The 17,935-nt window shown below is 45.3% G+C and carries 14 protein-coding genes; 8 read left to right on the top strand and 6 right to left on the bottom strand.

Features of this window, described 5'->3' with window-relative positions; translation table 11 throughout:
• The first annotated feature begins 6 nt into the window (after positions 1-6).
• The 8 genes from LRP50_RS09060 (at position 7) to LRP50_RS09025 (ending at position 9,235) form a co-directional block, all read left to right on the top strand.
• A complete protein-coding gene (locus LRP50_RS09060) occupies positions 7-900 on the top strand; it encodes a CheR family methyltransferase (protein ID WP_274164136.1) in 894 nt (297 codons plus the stop codon).
• Positions 893-2,488, top strand: a complete 1,596-nt coding sequence (locus LRP50_RS09055) for a chemotaxis protein CheB (protein ID WP_274164135.1) — start codon at positions 893-895, stop codon at positions 2,486-2,488. The genes LRP50_RS09060 and LRP50_RS09055 overlap by 8 nt, the downstream gene beginning before the upstream one ends.
• Complete coding sequence (locus LRP50_RS09050; RefSeq protein ID WP_274164134.1) at positions 2,488-4,275, top strand: chemotaxis protein CheA; 1,788 nt, start codon at positions 2,488-2,490, stop codon at positions 4,273-4,275. The genes LRP50_RS09055 and LRP50_RS09050 overlap by 1 nt, the downstream gene beginning before the upstream one ends.
• Positions 4,276-4,340: 65 nt before the next feature.
• Positions 4,341-5,294, top strand: coding sequence for an Hpt domain-containing protein (locus LRP50_RS09045; RefSeq protein ID WP_274164133.1), 954 nt, complete (start codon positions 4,341-4,343; stop codon positions 5,292-5,294).
• Positions 5,295-5,703: 409 nt separating this feature from the next.
• Positions 5,704-6,078 (top strand): VOC family protein, encoded by a 375-nt coding sequence (locus tag LRP50_RS09040; protein ID WP_274164132.1) that lies wholly within the window; start codon positions 5,704-5,706, stop codon positions 6,076-6,078.
• A 407-nt stretch (positions 6,079-6,485) separates the two neighbouring features.
• Positions 6,486-7,442, top strand: coding sequence for an AEC family transporter (locus LRP50_RS09035; RefSeq protein WP_274164131.1), 957 nt, complete (start codon positions 6,486-6,488; stop codon positions 7,440-7,442).
• Positions 7,443-7,932: 490 nt separating this feature from the next.
• The gene (locus LRP50_RS09030) at positions 7,933-8,448 is read left to right on the top strand and encodes a YcxB family protein (RefSeq protein WP_274164130.1); all 516 of its coding nucleotides are present in this window, start codon (positions 7,933-7,935) and stop codon (positions 8,446-8,448) included.
• Positions 8,449-8,764: 316 nt separating this feature from the next.
• On the top strand, positions 8,765-9,235 hold the full coding sequence (locus LRP50_RS09025; protein WP_274164129.1) for a 2-thiouracil desulfurase family protein: 471 nt from the start codon (positions 8,765-8,767) through the stop codon (positions 9,233-9,235).
• 394 nt (positions 9,236-9,629) lie between these two features.
• Here the strand turns inward: LRP50_RS09025 and LRP50_RS09020 are convergent, their stop codons facing one another.
• From LRP50_RS09020 to LRP50_RS08995, 6 genes are all read right to left on the bottom strand, one after another.
• On the bottom strand, positions 9,630-11,015 hold the full coding sequence (locus LRP50_RS09020; protein WP_274164128.1) for a methyl-accepting chemotaxis protein: 1,386 nt from the start codon (positions 11,013-11,015) through the stop codon (positions 9,630-9,632).
• Positions 11,016-11,019: 4 nt separating this feature from the next.
• On the bottom strand, positions 11,020-12,162 hold the full coding sequence (locus LRP50_RS09015) for an ABC transporter substrate-binding protein (protein ID WP_274164127.1): 1,143 nt from the start codon (positions 12,160-12,162) through the stop codon (positions 11,020-11,022).
• A gap of 187 nt (positions 12,163-12,349) precedes the next feature.
• Positions 12,350-13,495 carry an ABC transporter permease gene (locus tag LRP50_RS09010; protein WP_274164126.1) on the bottom strand — a complete coding sequence of 382 codons (1,146 nt, stop codon included), beginning with the start codon at positions 13,493-13,495 and terminating at the stop codon, positions 12,350-12,352.
• Positions 13,492-14,682, bottom strand: a complete 1,191-nt coding sequence (locus LRP50_RS09005; protein WP_274164125.1) for an ABC transporter permease — start codon at positions 14,680-14,682, stop codon at positions 13,492-13,494. Before LRP50_RS09005 ends, LRP50_RS09010 begins: the two co-directional genes overlap by 4 nt.
• 5 nt (positions 14,683-14,687) lie before the next feature.
• Complete coding sequence (locus LRP50_RS09000; protein ID WP_274164124.1) at positions 14,688-15,680, bottom strand: HlyD family secretion protein; 993 nt, start codon at positions 15,678-15,680, stop codon at positions 14,688-14,690.
• A gap of 5 nt (positions 15,681-15,685) precedes the next feature.
• Positions 15,686-17,152, bottom strand: a complete 1,467-nt coding sequence (locus tag LRP50_RS08995; protein ID WP_274164123.1) for a TolC family protein — start codon at positions 17,150-17,152, stop codon at positions 15,686-15,688.
• Between the last annotated feature and the right edge of the window lie 783 nt (positions 17,153-17,935).

Here is a 17,935-nt window from a genome sequence, read left to right as displayed (position 1 = left end):
CGCTTTATGCATTCCGAAAATTATAGTCACAACGTATCTTACGCTATTGAAACGTCGTGTATTGGCAATTCAGAAAGTATGACTCAGCAGGAGTTCACATATTTTTCTAATTTGATTTTTCAGCATGCAGGTATAAAGCTGGAAAATGAAAAACGCAGCATGCTTGAGATGCGTCTGTATAAACGCTTGAATGCACTTAAACTGAGTTCATTTGGCGAATATATGCGGGTGCTGCAGCAAGACGCAAGTGGTGTTGAGTTGATCGCTTTTACCAATCAAGTTACAACAAATAAAACCTCTTTCTTTCGTGAAAAGCGCCACTTCCACTTTCTTCGAGATAATATTATCAACCACCCTCGCCCAGAAAAAACATTCATTTGGTCAGCGGCATGTTCAAGTGGAGAAGAGGCTTTTTCATTGGCCATGCAGTGCGAAGCTATTAAACATGAACAGGCTAATTTCGACTATCGTATTCTTGCCACCGATGTCGATACTCAGCGCCTTGATATGTGTGCGTTGGGAGAATACCCCAATGAAGACCGTGAAGATATACCCAAACTGTTTCAACATCAGTTCACTCAACGGGTCCCCCATGATGACAGCATGTTCATGGTCGCTGACAGGTTGAAAAGAAACATTAAATTTAGACAACACAATCTTATTCATTACCCCGAAAAATTTGGCATACAGTTTCACTATATATTTCTGCGCAATGTACTGTTCTATTTTCCTCGCAGCACTGGGGAAAAAGTAGTACGAGCCTTAGTCAGTCAATTGGAACCGGGCGGGCTGTTCTTTGTTGGATTAACAGAATCATTGCAGCATATGGATGTAGGTTTAGAACTGGTTGATGTCTCTGTTTACAGGAAACCCGTGTTGGGGAGAACAGCTGATGAATGATATTCAAGTTCGTTCTGGGGAATTTCAATTTGCTTATCAGAAACCTACCTGGTTTAACGCCGTTGTTGGAACATGTGTCGTTGTATGCATCTGGGATCAAGAGAATCAGAGTGGTGGTATGTGTCATTATCGTTTACCTATTGCGCCAAACGCTATCGCAATGGGAGAGCAGGTTAATGACTACGGAACGTGTGCGATCCCTAACTTACTGAAGAAATTCAAACATACATCGTCAAATCCTGAGAACTTAATGGCGTGGGTGCTAGGCGGCGGGCAGGTGAATGATGGTGAGTTTATGCAATCTCAGCAAATTGGGGAGCGAAATGTCCTCGTGGCACTTGAAACGCTTGCGCACTATGGATTGCCCATAGTTGGGGTATCTGTCGGGGGCAGTTCTGGCAGACAAATTCGATTTAATCCAAAGACCGGGCAGGTTGACTTTCGCTTTGTTGATGAAGCAGCCAATCAAACTGATATCGCAGGGTCAACGTTAGCGCAAAACCTTAAGTGGGTATACGCGATATCCGCAAGCGATACGTTTAAAGCGTCGGTAGAGAAGACGATAGGTAACGATCCTAGTATTCATGTACATGTCTTGAAAGATTTAGAAAGTGTAAGCCAATGCTTCGATCATCAAGCACCACAAGTGCTGATCATTGATTCGGCGTATCTATCATCAGTCTCTGCGTCGGCTTCCTTGACTTCCAATCGGCTAGATAAAATATCAGAAATATCTCTTTTATCTACTGTGGTAGTTGCAGATAGGGCAACACCATTGATCGGTACTCTATATCGCACATTGGCCAAATTAGTCGGAAATCGAATCTTGGTCTCGACACTACAAAATCTCGACAGGGTATTAGCTTCAGCAGTGCGCTTGAATTCTCCATCGGTTCCTTTGCAAACCCTCGCGACGACGTTATCAAAGGAACACTCATTAGAGAAAGATGAGACAGAACCTGCTGGTGTAGTGCTTATTGGCTCCTCAACGGGTGGGGTGGATGCATTAGAGGTGTTATTAACCCAATTTCCAAGCCGAATGCCACCCATTTGTATTGCGCAACACATCCCTGAAGGTTACTCATCAGCATTAGTTCAGCGGTTGAATACAAAAAGTGAGCTAACCGTCAAAGAGGCCATTGATGGGGAAGTCCTTTCCTCATCTCACGTCTATTTTGCCCCGGGTAACAATCACATCAAGCTAGTACAACTGAGTGATGGCAATGTGGTTGTCCGCACAACACAGGAGCCACCGATTAATTGTTTTAGGCCCTCTGTGGATTACCTGTTCGACTCAGCGCTCAAACTCAAAGGCTGTAGGATTGTCGCTGCGCTATTGACAGGGATGGGAAGCGATGGTGCAAAAAGTCTTAAAAGGTTAAAGGGAATAGGCGCATTTACCTTAGTTCAAGATGAGGAAAGCAGTGTTGTATATGGCATGGGACGAGTTGCAAAAGAGTTAGGTGCAGTATGTCGAACCGTCCCTATTCAAGGGATGGCACAGGCAATCCTTGACGCCTATAAAACTCAGTACGTTTCCGAATTGTCCCGTGATGGAAAGAACATGTTTAATAGGGAGTTGCGTTGATGTCACAGGCTGACTTGCACACCCTTTTGAGCGAAATAACAAACGACTTCTCAGATGTTGCTAATACGTTGTCTTTACCGATTGCTATCAGTGATATTAAGCAAGGTTTCTCTGGCCTAAATAACAAGCTTGAATTAGTGGTTGAGGATGATCCGAGATTTAGCACTCTCCATTTTCTCATTCAACAAACGGTCACTCTACTGGAGTTCTTAAATGTTGATTCCAATGAGGCAAGTGAAGACCTACTTGCGCTATTAGACTCCTTGATTGAAACGGCGCGAACAGAAACAGCCGCACACTCATCAAGCGATAGCGAGTTTGATGAAGACAAAGAGGGCGAGATACCGTGTAACGACGGAATGGTTAGCGAACTTAATTCGGTCGCTATCTTTGCATTAGATGCATTGGGCGTTGATGTCACACTCATTGAAGATGGGCCTGTGTTTGACGATGATGTCTCGAATGAACTCGATTACCTAAGTTCTCTTTGCCATTCCGACGCAGGGAGTGATACACCTCGCGATGATAGATACCTACCGTCAATAGCGAGAAGTAAAAAGCCGAAAGACGGGGAAGCACAATCCAAATTCGAAGCAACAACAAGAGTCAAATCCCATCTTCTTGAACATCTGATGAGCTATTCCGAGGAGCTTGTGCAAATCAGGAATACGCTTGCTGATTTTGCCGAGAAACAAGAGAGCCTGGCACTCACAGAGTTATCTAATAAGTTGAAGACAGTCTCCGATGGGATGCTTAATGACCTACTGAAAACGCAAATGCGCCCCATTGGAAACCTACTGAGTAAATATCGCCGTATTGTACGAGACCTCTCCAAAGAACTGGGTAAAAAAGTGGATGTAGAGATTATTGGAGAAAACATCGAACTCGACAGCAACGTGATTGATGCGATCAATGAGCCACTTACACATCTTGTTCGAAATGCCTTAGATCATGGCTTTGAAACCCAAGAGGCTCGCGCAGTTTCTGGAAAATCAATGATTGGTAGGCTCCTTATTCATGCCTATAACGAGGCCGGAAAAGTTGTGATTAATATTTGCGATGATGGCAACGGTATTGACAAGGAGAAGGTGCTGAGTAAAGCCATCTCTAATGGGTTAGTCACTATGGAGAATCAGCATCAATTGACAGACAAAGAAGTGCTGGAATTGATTTTCCACCCAGGCTTATCAACGTCTGACAATGTTAATGCTCTCTCGGGAAGAGGGGTAGGAATGGATGCGGTTAAACGAAAAGTAGAAGACATTAAGGGCACCATTGATATTCACTCTGAGAAAGGTGTCGGTACTGAAATTGCGCTAATCTTCCCCTTAACAATGGCAACGTTAAAGGTGGCCTTGTTTGATATTGGAAATGTCACTTATGCCATCCCGTCTTCTGATATAGCAAGTATTGTTGGTATCAGTAACGATGAGGAAAACTCGACAGTCAGGTTTGATAGTGGCCACGCTCTTTTGTATCAAAATAACAAAGTGATCCCGCTGGTTGAGCCTCATGAATATTTGAATGAGTTGGCAGAAAAAAATGTGTTCAGACGAACATATAATCAAGGTATGCGTAATAGCGTTGTCCTATTTACACACCGAGGTCAACAGTGGGGGTTGCCTGTCGATCATGTTCGAGCATTTCTAGACATTGTGATTAAACCGCTAGATCGATCAATGAATGGTAGCGATGTCTTCTCAGGCGCTGCGGTGCTTGGGAACGGGGACTTGGCATTGGTGCTCAATTTAAAAAAAGTGATTCAATTTGCTCGGAGCTATCACTGATCGAGCCAAGGTTACTTATTGTTTCTTATAATTAAGATTAGTGTCATCGGTAACAGGTGAATGGAATGAAACTCTTAGGCAGCTTTTTGTTAGATTTCGACATCATTTCAGCAAAAGATTTGGCTGATGTGATGGTTGAACAAATTCGTCAGACACCCAACAGTTTGGATATCATCTACGAAAAGCAGATGATAACGCCGGAGCAATTTCTATCCATTGTCACACTGCAAAACGATGAGCATTTAGACCTACGTTCAGCCTGTATACGACTTGATATTTGGCGTAATGAGTTTTTCGATGTGATCAATGAAGAGGTATCCAAACGCAGGTCGACGTTGGGGCGTTTACTCGTTGAAAAAAGCTTAGTTGAGCCACATGTGTTGCTACCGATTCTCAAGCAATATCATGCGTATCGCGCGGAAAACAACAATGACTTTGCCTTGTTCTCTGAGAATACACTGTTAGACCTCAATGAAAGCGAGGCCGATGAAAGCGCTCCACTTGTGCATTTCGAGCCTGACTTCTTACATGTTCAGACTAGCGACCCATCCGACTACATTGACCTTTTTTCTGAAGAGAAAGAAATTGAGCTTGAGCTCGTTATTTTGGGCATTGAATCATTGGGAAGCGACAAAAATGAAGCAGATCCAGAGGAGTTGCTGAACCATTTTTTTACAGATTACCATTCCCTAAAGGGCACAGCGCGAAGCGTTGGCGCATCGCTGACTGAGAACCTCATTCATGAATCCGAAGACTTGCTTACGTTCTTCAAACGATTCCTTCATAAAGTAAATAGCGCTGACTTTGCTGCGCTTGCCGCTGTTAATTTGAAGGTGTTGGATGTTCTCAGCAACTTGAGAAATGAAATGGTGAACTCTGGCTCAGAAGAAAACTATTGGTTGATCACTGAATCTAAGGATAAATACCTCAAAACACTAGGCGACATTAAGCGGCTTAACGAAGAATTGGAAAATCGAGGGTATGAAGTGAAGCTTGAAGACGTCCAAGATCTTTTTTAACAACGCATACTGCGTTACACAACAAGAGTATTCTTCTTCAACTCACGACGAATGTATACCCAATCAACCTGACGATGCTCGATTTCTGAAGGCTTCACTTCGAGCGAGTTTACTGACGCCATTCTCGCTGTTATCCCTTTTTGAAGGAGATCACCACATCAAAAAGGGACGTCTTTGCCATAATATCTGTAAACCTCGTTGAATCCTTCATTTTGGGTACATGTTTTCGTTGAACAATCACGAAGTGATATGTTTTTTCGCTAAAACTACGTCCCACCTCACGTTGCATTTCTATCTGAGTAAATGAATTTTTGCTAATGTATCCAATGCTTTAGATGATGGTTGTATCTTGGTTTAAGGCTTACAAGTAGTGACTAAGTGATAAGATAATAGTTAGAAAGGAACGCTTATGAATTTGAATCAAGTGACATTGACAGTGAAAAATATGGAGGAAGCGGTAACCTTCTATAAAACCCTTGGGTTTAATCAAATTGTTGAGGATGAGCACTATTGCCGTTTTGAATGTCCTGAAGGTGATTCTACATTTTCACTCTATTTGGGTGACCCGGACTCCCAAAGTAATAGCGTTATTTATTTTGAGCATGAGCAGTTGGATGCCTGGGTAGAGAGTTTGAAATCCAAAGGGATTCAGTTTGTTCAAGAGCCGACGGATAAAGAATACTTGTGGAGAGAGGCAATGCTAACCGACCCATCAGGTAATGAAATTAAGCTTTACTGGGCGGGAGAAAACAGAATCAACCCACCTTGGCGCGTCAAAGCGTAGCCCTGAGCCTAATATGTCAGTTCTTAAAGGCCAGCACTCAATGTTTGTATGAAAAGTTCTGATCGTTTTTGCTATGGCTAGCGGCTGTCTCAATGGAGGTTTTGGTGCAGTTCGGTATAGTCCGGTCAGTATCGTTGGGTAAATATAGTTGGGTAAATATGGCTGGATAAGAATGGTTGGTTAAGTATGGTTCGGTAAGCATCCTACTGTGCGTATGGTGCGGAGAGTTAAAGCTCATTGCTACATTCAAAGTGCTGATTCATGAAGTCACTAAACGGTAATGTTACAAAACCACAAAGCGGCTGCTCGTAAGCGAAGAAATGATACTGTTGAACCGTCTCCCAATAATGTGTGATTTCATTGTATGATAAAAGAAGGCTCGCTTTTCTTTTGTGACGGATATACCCATGGGAGACGTTCTACACCAATTGCAATTCTCGTTATCTATCACCGGCCCTATCTGCTTGATGCTGATACTTGGGGTTGTATTCAAACGCATCGGCCTTATTAACGACAACTTCATTGAAGTTGGCTCAAAACTCGTTTTTCAAGTGACCCTTCCGACCATGCTTTTTTTAAGTATTGTCGTCTCCAAACATGACTTTTCTGCCGCAAGTGGATTTGTAAATTACGGCATCATCGCCAGCATCCTATTTTTTGTCTTTGCTTATATCTCGGTCAAATTGCTGTTCAAAGACTCACCCAATCAAGGCGTCATTATTCAAGGAAGTTACCGTGCCAATACGGGTATCATTGGCATCGCTTTTGTAGCGAACGCGTATGGCTCGCAAGGGGTCGCATTAGCAGCGTTGTATGTGGCGGTGACGACGTTTATCTACAACGTGCAAGCGGTGATCTGTCTTTCACCCAAAAAGGCAGCATCTGGCGCACAAACTGCAAAACTGATGCTTCGCACCCTGACCAAAAACCCACTGATCATCTCAATCCTTTCCGGTATGGCGTTTTATGTGCTTTCCATACCTGTACCCGACGTGGTGGTTGATGCAGGAAACTACTTAGCGAAAATGACGCTTCCCTTAGCGCTGTTATGCACGGGGGCATCGCTTAATTTTAGCTTGATGAAAAAAGAGAAGGGGCCTTCGTGGTTTGCAGGTAGCTACAAGCTCATTGTTGCGCCTCTACTCATCACTTTTGGGGCTTATTTAGTTGGTTTTAGAGGGATAGAGTTAGGAATATTGTTCTTTATGAATGCCTCTCCCGTCGCAGCGGCAAGTTATGTCATGGTGCGCTCTATGGGTGGGAATGCCGTACTGGCAGCGAATATCATCGCTTTTACCACGGTGCTTTCTGCGGTGACATGTACTGTGGGCATTGTCATTCTCAAAGCGTATGGGTTGATATAGTCAGACGATAGTCACTATTTTTTCTCTAAATTGCGTAGGCGCTAAAAACGTAAACTTCTGCTTCACTCATCTTCGTATTCACTTCTCACTTCTCGCCCAAAACGAGGAATGTAGAAAACACGACGATGCTTAAAGGTGTTGGCTTTGAAGTTGCATTGCTAGTTAGCTACTTAGCTACTTAGCTTTTGCCGTAATGAGCACGTTCTGCCACATAAGTATCCCTGCTAAAAACGCAATCTTATAGCAAGATACTCGATTCTCTTGATGGAAAGTTTAGCGGTAGTCGTGATGTTAAGGGATCAACCAAGTTTAGTGAGAGTGAGGTCATTCCCTTCGAGTTAGGATTTAGTCGCATGTATTGGAGAGTGAAGCCGATTTATGAATAGTGGGACACTGATTTTGTAGATTATCTTGTAAAATTTGAATGTCGCGGATCGTTTTTTTTGGTGGGCTCGCTAGTTCACAGCGTTAGATTCAATATGGAGTGTTGATGGAGATCAGAGTAAATATTACAAAACTTGATTTGTTTTGGATGAATTCACAAGCATATATATCGTCCCCTGGAGCTAGAAATATTGCAATATATGCTTGGCTAGCTATGGCTGGGGTGTTTTTTTATAAAGGCGGGTTTAATGCTAGCGTTGATGAAATACTTTATAGATTGACTGTCTTTCTAGGCTGGGCAGTTCTGGTATACGGGTTTTTCTACGTTCTTTCTACTTTGGCAGTATTAGGTAGTGCATCAAAAAATTACGGTCAGTTAGGTGACCACACCTACGAAGTCACTGACACTGGGTTTATTGAATCAACGGACGTAAATGAGACAGTTACGAAATGGGAGGGTATCTATGAATTAGTGAAAACCAAGCGTTATTTATACATAAAGACTGCGCCGCTTCTTGTATATGTTATTCCTCTTCGTAGCTTTTCAACTGAAACTGAATTTAACGAGTTTTATTCTAAGGTTAAAGGCGGCTATGATAACGCGTCAGCCCAGGCACATTGACTCAGACTCTTTTTCACGGGCTTATTTTTGTGATGGTCGATGTTATTGCTTCAGTTGCATGATGTGAGATGAGTTCGGCATCAAGCCTGTCATTTTATCCTTCTGTCCGAAATCGTCAGCAAACCTTTTGATGTGCTGAGAATTAGCGTTTGCGCAGGCCAGAAGAAGCGAATTTCCAGTCGTCAGGTAGCTTCAACGACGAGGCGTAGAGGGCGATATTTTTTATGCGATTTTCCAATATTTTCAAATAAACGCGCTCTCTCATGGTATACAATGTGGGCTGTTGGTCTGGTTCCTAACTTTATGGATAATTGAAATGGCAAAGGTATTAGTGAGTTCTTGTTTGTTGGGCTGTAAAGTTCGTTATGACGGGAATAATCTTGAAGTGAAATCGAGTGAGTTTGACGAGTTTATTCAATCGAACGATATCACTCCTTTTTGTCCTGAAGTCGCTGGTGGATTACCAATACCACGTATCCCCGCTGAAATATGTGGTGGTACGGGTGATGACGTACTTAATGGTTCAGCTAAAATATTTGGTAAAGATGGTAGGGATGTAACGAAAGCCTTTTTAAACGGTGCTGAGCTAGCGCTTAAAACTTGTCTGGATAATAAAATAGAATATGCAGTCTTAACTGAATCAAGCCCATCTTGTGGAAGTTCTATTATTTACAACGGGAAGTTTGAGGGTGTTAAGGTGTCAGGAAAGGGGGTTACTTGTAGTTTGCTAGAGAACAACGGTATTAAAGTTACAAGCCAACATGAGTTAGAAAAATTAAAAATTTAAATCGTTGATGACAAGTCAACACGATTTGCTACATTCGGCTTTCTATACCCAAACAATCTGAATCCTGCATCTTCAGGTTGATTGGTTATAGATGGTTTTTTGGTTTACCGAGTTAAGTGGTAAATTTAGGTTTAATCTGTACGTAGCAAATGTATTGTACAGGTGCTGATAACTCCCACATAATTCGCCCATCCATATGCCGGAATTTTCAACACACGGAACGCTTCTTGTACTTGCATTCTATTGTATATAAGCGCGTTGTCTGAACCGCGTTTAGCGTGTCCTTCCCATTGTTTAGACATGGAATGTTTGAGAGTTTAAGCTAGGCGCAGATGTTATAAACAGAAGTGGTTGTGGAATAACCTCCCTTAATAAAACGCTCCCCAAAGACAACTCAGTTCGCTGCTTTTTTCCCTCTGATGAGGCCCTTCATGGTGTCGGTGACTTGCTTTAGCTTTAAGCTCTGTTCTTTATAACTCATAGATACTTGAGAGGTTTCGTTGGCAATGTGATGGTTGCTGTTTACGATTCCAGCCATGGATTCCATTGCGGAATTCACCTGCACAATCCCTTTCATTTGTTGGTTGAAAGCCTCACTGAATGAATCAATTTCTTTCGAAAGCCCCTGAATTTGTTTTGAAATGCCGGAAAAACTAACTTGCGTTTGTTCAGATAACGCTTTGCTTTCTTTTACGCGTAGTTCAGTTTCCTTCACGATTTCGCCGACCGTGACCATAGAGTCTTTCAGCAGTTTGTCGATGTCCTGCGAGGCTTGGCCTGATGTCAGAGCGAGTTGGCCGACTTCCTGTGCAACTACCGCAAAGCCGCGCCCATGTTCGCCTGCTCGTTCTGCTTCAATGGACGCGTTGAGAGAAAGGAGCTTGGTCTGGAACACGATGTCATGAATGACCTTGGTGTAATCAGAGATTTTTTGAATGATGTCGTTAATCTCTTGCAGATGCTTATTGGAGTTTTCAATCAACACAACAGAGTGTGCAAGTTTCCCCATGTTCTTGCTGCCTTCATTGCTCAATTCAAGTGTGCCTTTAGATACATCTAAACAACCTAAAACGTTCTGGTTAGTTTGCTTTACCATTTCGGTGATTTCAGAAATGGCCGACACATTGGAATCTAGCGCTGCGCGTTGTTTCTCTACGCCGTCAGCGAGGCTTTCTGCGCCCTTTAACACTAGGCGTGAGTTATCCAGCGCATCATCAGACACCAGAGTGAGATCTTGTGTAATCGCGATGAGGGGTTTAGAAAGGCGCAATGCAACAAGGTATATAATGATGCAGAGCAGGGCGATGATGGAGAAAAAGCAAGCCAGAATAACTTTAAGGTTTTGTTGTAGAGCGGCCGTTGAATTCTCTTCGTTGTAGGTAATGTTAAGCACACCTAGCAATGTGCCATCCTCCATCAAAATTTCATCAGAATAGTTTTTGACGGCGTAATTCACGGCTTTTGGCTTGGTTTCGGTATAGGGTATTCCGCTTCCATCGATGAACTCAATGTGGTCGATATCGGCATCCTTCATGCCGACGTCAACGAAATCTTCTAACGCGGATAGGTCGTAATTTAAGATGTAGGTTTTGCTCGATTGCTTGAGAAAGCTAGCGAGGGCTTCCACTTTACCTTGCTGAATCTTGGAAAGCTCATTCGATGTCATTTGATGGAAGAAAAGGGCCGCAATGATCAGTAACACCGTGATACTGCCAATCAAAGGCAATAGAATACGATATCGTAGTGACAGCCCAGAAAAAATCTTAAACAACATAGTCATACAATCACTTCATTTTCTGAATAGGTAGGGCTTTTCCATCTTCAATTTGTGTCAGGTAAACGTCGTCTAAGCCTTGTCGATCTGACTTGCTAAAGTTGATTTTTAAGCCGCCAAAGTCCTTGTTTTTCATACCCTCCATGGCGCTGATAAAACGCTCTCGTGTTAAGTACTGACCCGATTGGTCTAGTGCATCAACGATGACCATGGCATTCAGGTAGCCTTCCAATTGCGTGTAATATGGGCTGTCGACACCGTAGTTGCTCATGTCGGCTTTGAAGTCAGAGATAATTTTGAGTTTGCTTTCATCGGGATTTGGCATCACTTGCGAAATATAACTGCCATTTCCTGCAGTGCCGAGTTCAGCGATGAGTTTCTTCGTTCCCACAAAGGAAATGTTAGCGAACTTAGGATAGAACCCTTTGTCATGGGACATCTTGATAAACGCTCCACAGGCTTTGTAAGCGCCCACCATAATAACGGCGTCAGGCTTTGCGGCCATGATGCTATTTAAGCCTTGCTCGACATCGAGTGTATTACGCTTATATCTGCCTTCTGCGTGGATTTTAAGACCACGTTGTCGAAGCGCTCTTTGTACACCCGCTTTACCTGCCGCGCCGTAACCGTCATCTTGGATAAAAACGGCGATCTTTTTATAACCGAGGTCATTGATAAAGTGATCCACCAGTTTTTTGGTTTCATTAAAATAACTGGCTCGGATGTTAAAGATGTTATTTTTTGCAGGGTTACGCAAAAATTCTGCGCCTGTGAAGGGGCCGATATACGGAATCTTTGCTCGGTTGACTTCAGGCATGACGGCTTTCGACGTTGGGGTGCCGACAAAACTAACCAAGGCAAAAACTTTGTCTGTATAGATGAGCCTTTTCGCATTTTTGGCCGCGCGGTCGGGCTCATAACCATCGTCGAGCGAAACCACGCTGATCTTTCGGCCGTGAATACCACCTTGCTGATTGATCTTTTCGAAATAGGCGAGTGTCCCTGCTTTAACGCCACTGCCTAGCCCAGATGCAGGCCCTGAAAGGGCATTACTCATACCAAAAGTGATCGTTTTGTCTGTTACGCCAACTTCGGCGGCAGCAGCAGTTGAAAACAACCAAAGCAACATGATGGTGCAATGCAAACCTTTCATTGGTATTCCTCGATTAATAACTGAGTTATCAATGAGTATAGGAAAGAATTCACATGTCTCATTATTGATTTAAGTGAGTAATGAAACTGCTCCCTTCTATGGCTTGGCAAACCGCGAATGAATAACGCATTGGTGAATGTGCGCAGAGAAAAGAAAACCCCGGCATGCGGGGTTTTGTCTTATGGCGTTAGTGCTTGCCTTTTAATCTTATTTTGAACAAGAATGCCAAGCCCAAATAACCAGCAGCTTGAAGCCAAAGTTGAGTAAGGTGGCTAAGTTGGCTTTGGAAATCCGCACCCATCTGATTCAGTTGTAAGGTGGCTTGGATCACCACGGTAGATGGCGCAAATTGCGCGATAATATTCAACCACGAGGGTAGGGCGCTACTAGGCCAAACGAATCCGGCAATAAAAAGCAAAGGCATGGAGCTCAACAGCACGATCAGTGTGATCATTTCTGCGCGTTTAATCGCAATACCAATCAAGGTGCCAAGACCGATGGTGGCTAGCAAGAAGGGTAAGATTACTGCTGCCAATTGCAGTGGATCAGCCATACGGTTGACACCGTTAATGTCTAAACTCGCACCCAAATAATACATCGCCATGATGCAGTAAATGGCAGCCAGAATTGCTGTTCTTGCCCAGAGGCTTTTGCTGTTTCTCGCGGATACAGGGTTTGATGCCGAGCCAGAGTGACTGCCGCTTTCTGAAATGCCCAGCATGCCTGATGCAATCAGCAAGGTTTGTTGCAAGATCAGCATAAATACGCCGGGAACCACATAGTCTCCATAACCCATTGTGGGGTTAAACACGGGCACAGCATTGAGTGAAAACGGCGCATATTGCTTGGTAGCCAATGGCATGGGGGTATCATGCGTGAGCGTGCGTTGTACTTTGACTTGCGCACCCAATGTGCTGCCTGTTGCCACCACGCCTTCAACAATGGTGCCGTAGGTGAGGAAAAATGACGCATCCCCGCCGACGGACACCACTGGGCTTTTACCGAGCAGAAGATCACGAAAGAAATGCTGAGGTATGGTGACCACGCCTTCGATCTCTGCTGAGGCAAAATACGGGCTGGATTCTGTCTCGTTTCCAAGTTGCTTGACGACCTTCACTTGCGGTGTGGCATCCAACATGCGAATGAAGGTGCGACTCTGTTGGCTTTGGTCATGATCGACAATGGCGACATGAAGCTCGCGGGGCAGCTGATTAGCATACGGCAGCGGGTAGAGCAAAGAGTAGATAATGATGCCGCCAAATACGGTAAAAACCACGGCAGGGTTAGAGAACAACCGACGCAGTTCGCTGATGAATACATCGCGCCAATTCATGATGATACCTCTGTAGACTTCACATTATCTGAATGAGCTACCTCGGGGGTTGCGGATAGGCGTTTCACTTTTACCCCAATCAACAACCAGATAAGACTAAATGATGCCAATGCGAGTAGGGCTGGCATGGCCTGTTGAAGTGTTGCGCCATAGTTGAATTGACCAATTTGCAGCGTGATGTAGTGGCTGATAGGTAGCATGGAGCGCCAACATTGCGCGAAGAAAGGCATTTCGCTCGCAGGAAAACTTACGCCCATAAACGCGAATGCGGGAGCCGTAAATCCTGCCACCAGACTCATGGCGCGCACTGCATTGCGCGAACCCACATACAGCAATGAGCCAACCGCTACGCCTGCCAATACCATGAGCCATTGTGCAGCAAACAAGATGGACCAATCGCCGTTCATTGGCCAGCCCAATCCCCAGTGCATACCTGTCGCAAATCCGATGCCTAACAACCAAAGCGGGAGCGCAGAGCCCAGTGCTTTTACGGTGAGCTTTTTCACCACAGCACCACGAAAGTAAGCTTCAAGTCCAATGCGTTTGTCCGTCAGCGCCATCGATAACATGCCACTGGCGACAAGAATGATTTGCCACAGCGCTGGAATAATGGCGGAAACCAAGAACTGCGCATAGTTCGTGCCTGCGTTAAACAGGGGGACTATCTGAAACCTAAGCGGAACAGACAAGCCTGCTGCTTGCGTGGCAACTGTGGTGCCGTGAAGCATTTCGCCTTGTGTGGCGACCAATGCTGAAAAGGTGCCTTGTGCTTGACTGATTGCCGAGCTGACGAGCTTACCAATCAAGATGTACTGGCTGTTGTATAACGCAGTGACATCTGGGTTTTCACCCCGTTTAGTCGCCTTTTCAAAGTTCTGAGGGATCACGACAGTGGCATAGGTTTGGGCACTATTTAACGATGACGATGCGTTATCTACATCACTGAAAGTGCGAACTGCGAGCGTTGGTGTGGCATCATAATAACGAACAAGTGATCGTGACAACGCGCTGTTGTCTAAGTCGACAACGCCAATGGGCAAATCGCGCCCCGTTCCTGAAGAAAATATCGCCCATACCAACAAGAACATGGCTAATGGCAAGCCACCTAAAAGGGCAGCCAGCCAACGGTCAGAGACAATAAGCCGCCATTCTTGCCAAAGTAAGGAGGAGAATGAGGTGTTATTCATGCTACTTACCCTTGGGTAGCGTTTTCGGTGACCAACACGCTCATGCCAGCACGCAGTTGGTGTATCGGTTCAACAGGGCGTGCTTCCACTTCAAATGTTCGCATGTCATAGCCTTGTTGGCTGTTAGTCGCGCGCCAAGTGGCGAAATCACCCATTGGAGCAACGTGCGTGACTTCAAAGCGATACGCATTGTCACCCAACGCTGGAATGTTGGCGTTAAACTGTGTGCCTTTTTGGAACTGACGCAGTTTGTCTTCACGAATGTTAAATACCGCCCATGCGTCGTTCATATCGATAACTGTCACAACAGGGAAACCTTGTGGTGCGAGCTCACCGGGGTGCAGCAGCACTTGGCTAACTTCGCCTTGGTACCAACTGTGGATCTTGGTGTCTTGGGTGTAGGCTTCCACTTCTGCAACCGCGCCAGCCGCCATTCGCACTTGTTCTTGTGCTGCGCGTTTGGTTTCGGTGCGCGCACCTTCTTTTGCCATTTCATACATTTGGCGAGCGGCATTTTCTGTGTATTCCGACGCTTTCCATTGGGTAAAAGCTTCATCGCGTTTTTGCTCGGCTGTTACACCTTCACGGTATAACGCATCAACACGGCGGTAGGTTTTTTCATAGAGCGAAGAGGCGGCTTTGGCTTTTTGCCATTGGTCGCGTGCGGCATTGATCTCTTGTGAACGTGCGCCACTTTCTGCTTGCTCAGCCATAGCGCCTGCGGCTTGTTCACCGGCTTTGGCTTGTTCGAGCTTGGCATCAAGTTCTGGGCTGTAGAGCGTGAAGATCAGATCCCCTTTGTCGACTTGTTGGCCTTTACGCACCAACACTTCATCGACACGCCCTGGCACTTTCGAAGACACGCTGTATTGCTGCGCTTCGATTTGCCCTTGAAAGCGCTCAGGCGCTGGTTGGTAGGCTTGATAGAAGCTGTAACCTACCCAACTTACCAGTGCGACAGCAGGAACAACGAGAATGGCAGATTTTACGTTAGACATGATGTTTATCCCTGTTGTGAGGTTTGAAGAGTAAGGGTTGGCGACGTTGACAGTTGCAATGCGGCGGCTTGGTAATTCACGAACTCGTTCATGTCACCACTAATCGCCAGCAGGCGAGAGAGTGACAAGACATACTGATAAGCGGCAGCGAGTTGCTGGGTTTTGATGCTGGCGAGGTAAAGCTCTGCATCCACCACATCTAATGATGTAGACAGACCTTGCACGAAGGCTTTTTCGCGTAAGCGAAGGTTTTCATCTGCCAGTGAAATGCTAGATGCTAGGCCTTGGTATTCTTCGAGGGCTTGCCCTGCTTCACGCCATGTTTTCTCAACTAACAGTGACAAATCTTGTTCAGCTTGAGCGCGCAGGTGGTTCACTTGCACTGCCGTACTGTGTGCTGCTTTCAGTTTGTCTGAACGGCCGCCACTATCGACAAGTGGGATGCTTACGCCAACACCAACCGCCCAATCTGGGGTCAGTTCAGCGGTCAACGAATCACCTTCATATAAGTTGTAGTTTCCGTAAAGGAAGACTTGCGGGTAGTACTTGCCTTTTTCGAGGTCGACAAGGCCATTGGCTTGTTGGCGTTTGGCATCCAACACTTTTAAGCCGGGGTAAGTGGCAAGCGTTTTGGCAAGAAACGGAGACATCGCAGGCACAGTGTCTTGGGTAAACAGGCCGTTTGAAGGCGTGACAGGTGCGGTGCTTTTTACCAGTGTTTGGAGCGCAGCGTGCGCAATGTCGAGGTCGCGTTGCGCTTTCTTGCGTTCAGTTTTTGCTTTGTCGTACGAGACTTCTGCTTGTAGTCGCTCAACACGAGCAATTTGACCTTGGGCCTCCATTTTCTTCGCGTGGTCGAGGTGTTTTGCAAGACCTTGCTCAACCTCCAAGCGAGTTTGAACCACTTGTCCTGCGAGCACGGTTGAGAAGTACACCTTGGCAAGATCTTCAAACTTGGCTTGTTGCGCCATTTGCATCAAATATCGCGCTTCCTCTTTTTGCGCGCTGGCAATGTCTCCAGCCGCGAGAATGCGACCGCCCGTAAATATCGGCCAGATGGCACGGATCGAGCTGGTGTACACATCGCGATCTGCCAATGTGGTGGTAAGCATGCTATCGAGATTACCTAAGCCGGGCGGAAGTAACCCGGCCAAATTGCCAATCGCATCGCCACCTTTCATATGGTGAGCAAGCTGGGAAGGTGAGACTTCCACGCTCTGATCTAACCGCGTGTAGTTACCGCTGACAGAAATGCTAGGGAGATGATGGGCAGAGGCGGCGCTTTCCATGTGTTCAGCGCGTTGCACATTGGCACGTTCTGCGGCAATCGCATCATTGCGGGTTAATACGGCTTGCCATGCTTCGGCAAATGACATGGATTCTGCTTGAGCGTTTGGCGATACAAAAGTGACGGGTAAAAACAGGGTCACGAGGGCAAGCGCACGCAGAGAAAAAGGTATTCTGGCAAACATCGAGGTGTCCACATTGGGATAGATGGATATATTTTAGAGTTAATACTCTAAAAATGCCAGTCACTTAAGACAGGGGGCTTGTCTATGTGGTCTATGAGGCGGTGAAATGACCATTGATTTTATTATGATTAGAGGTAGAATCTCGCCTGAAAGCGAATGCTTTCTCCTATCTATACCCAAACAACCTGAAGATGCAGGATTCAGCGAGATTTACTGGCGCAATGATCAAGGCGTCCCTTTGCTGATGTAGTGAACTCCATCAAAAAGGGACAACACCGAGCGTGGTGTCAGTAAACTCGCCCGAAGGGAGGCCCTCAGAGCGTCCACTTTATCGTTAAATTCCTGTGAAATAGAATGACTATTCCTACAAGAATTCGCCTTGAATTGAACACTCTGATGGCCTCTGAAATCGAGCATCTCCAGGTTGTTTGGGTATAAGCCTGCGCGAACGTTTGTCTCATTGATTGATGTTATCGTTTCCCATGGCAACACAAAGTAACAACTGTCAGGTTACATTGTGGGAATACAGCATTTTTCTCCGCTGTATTTTTTGAGCTGGACTCATCCATGACCTTTTCGCCTCAAGCCGTGATCCCGTCTTAGGTAAGCAATCAGACGCTAAAGCAATTTCTCAACGTTATTTTCTTTGTTGATAATCCAACCCGAAAGAAAACTTCACCTCTGGGTACATACAATCCCATGCAAACGTTTGTCTCCTATAAAAAGGTGTTGTAGGTGGCTAAAACACGATACGTTTGGGAAAGCATAGCGTTTGCAATTTGC

Origin of the sequence: Enterovibrio gelatinilyticus (assembly GCF_028683095.1) — a bacterium.
Classification (GTDB): Bacteria; Pseudomonadota; Gammaproteobacteria; order Enterobacterales; family Vibrionaceae; genus Enterovibrio; species Enterovibrio gelatinilyticus.
Note: the sequence above shows the minus strand (reverse complement) of the source record. Positions and strands in the feature narration are given on the sequence as shown.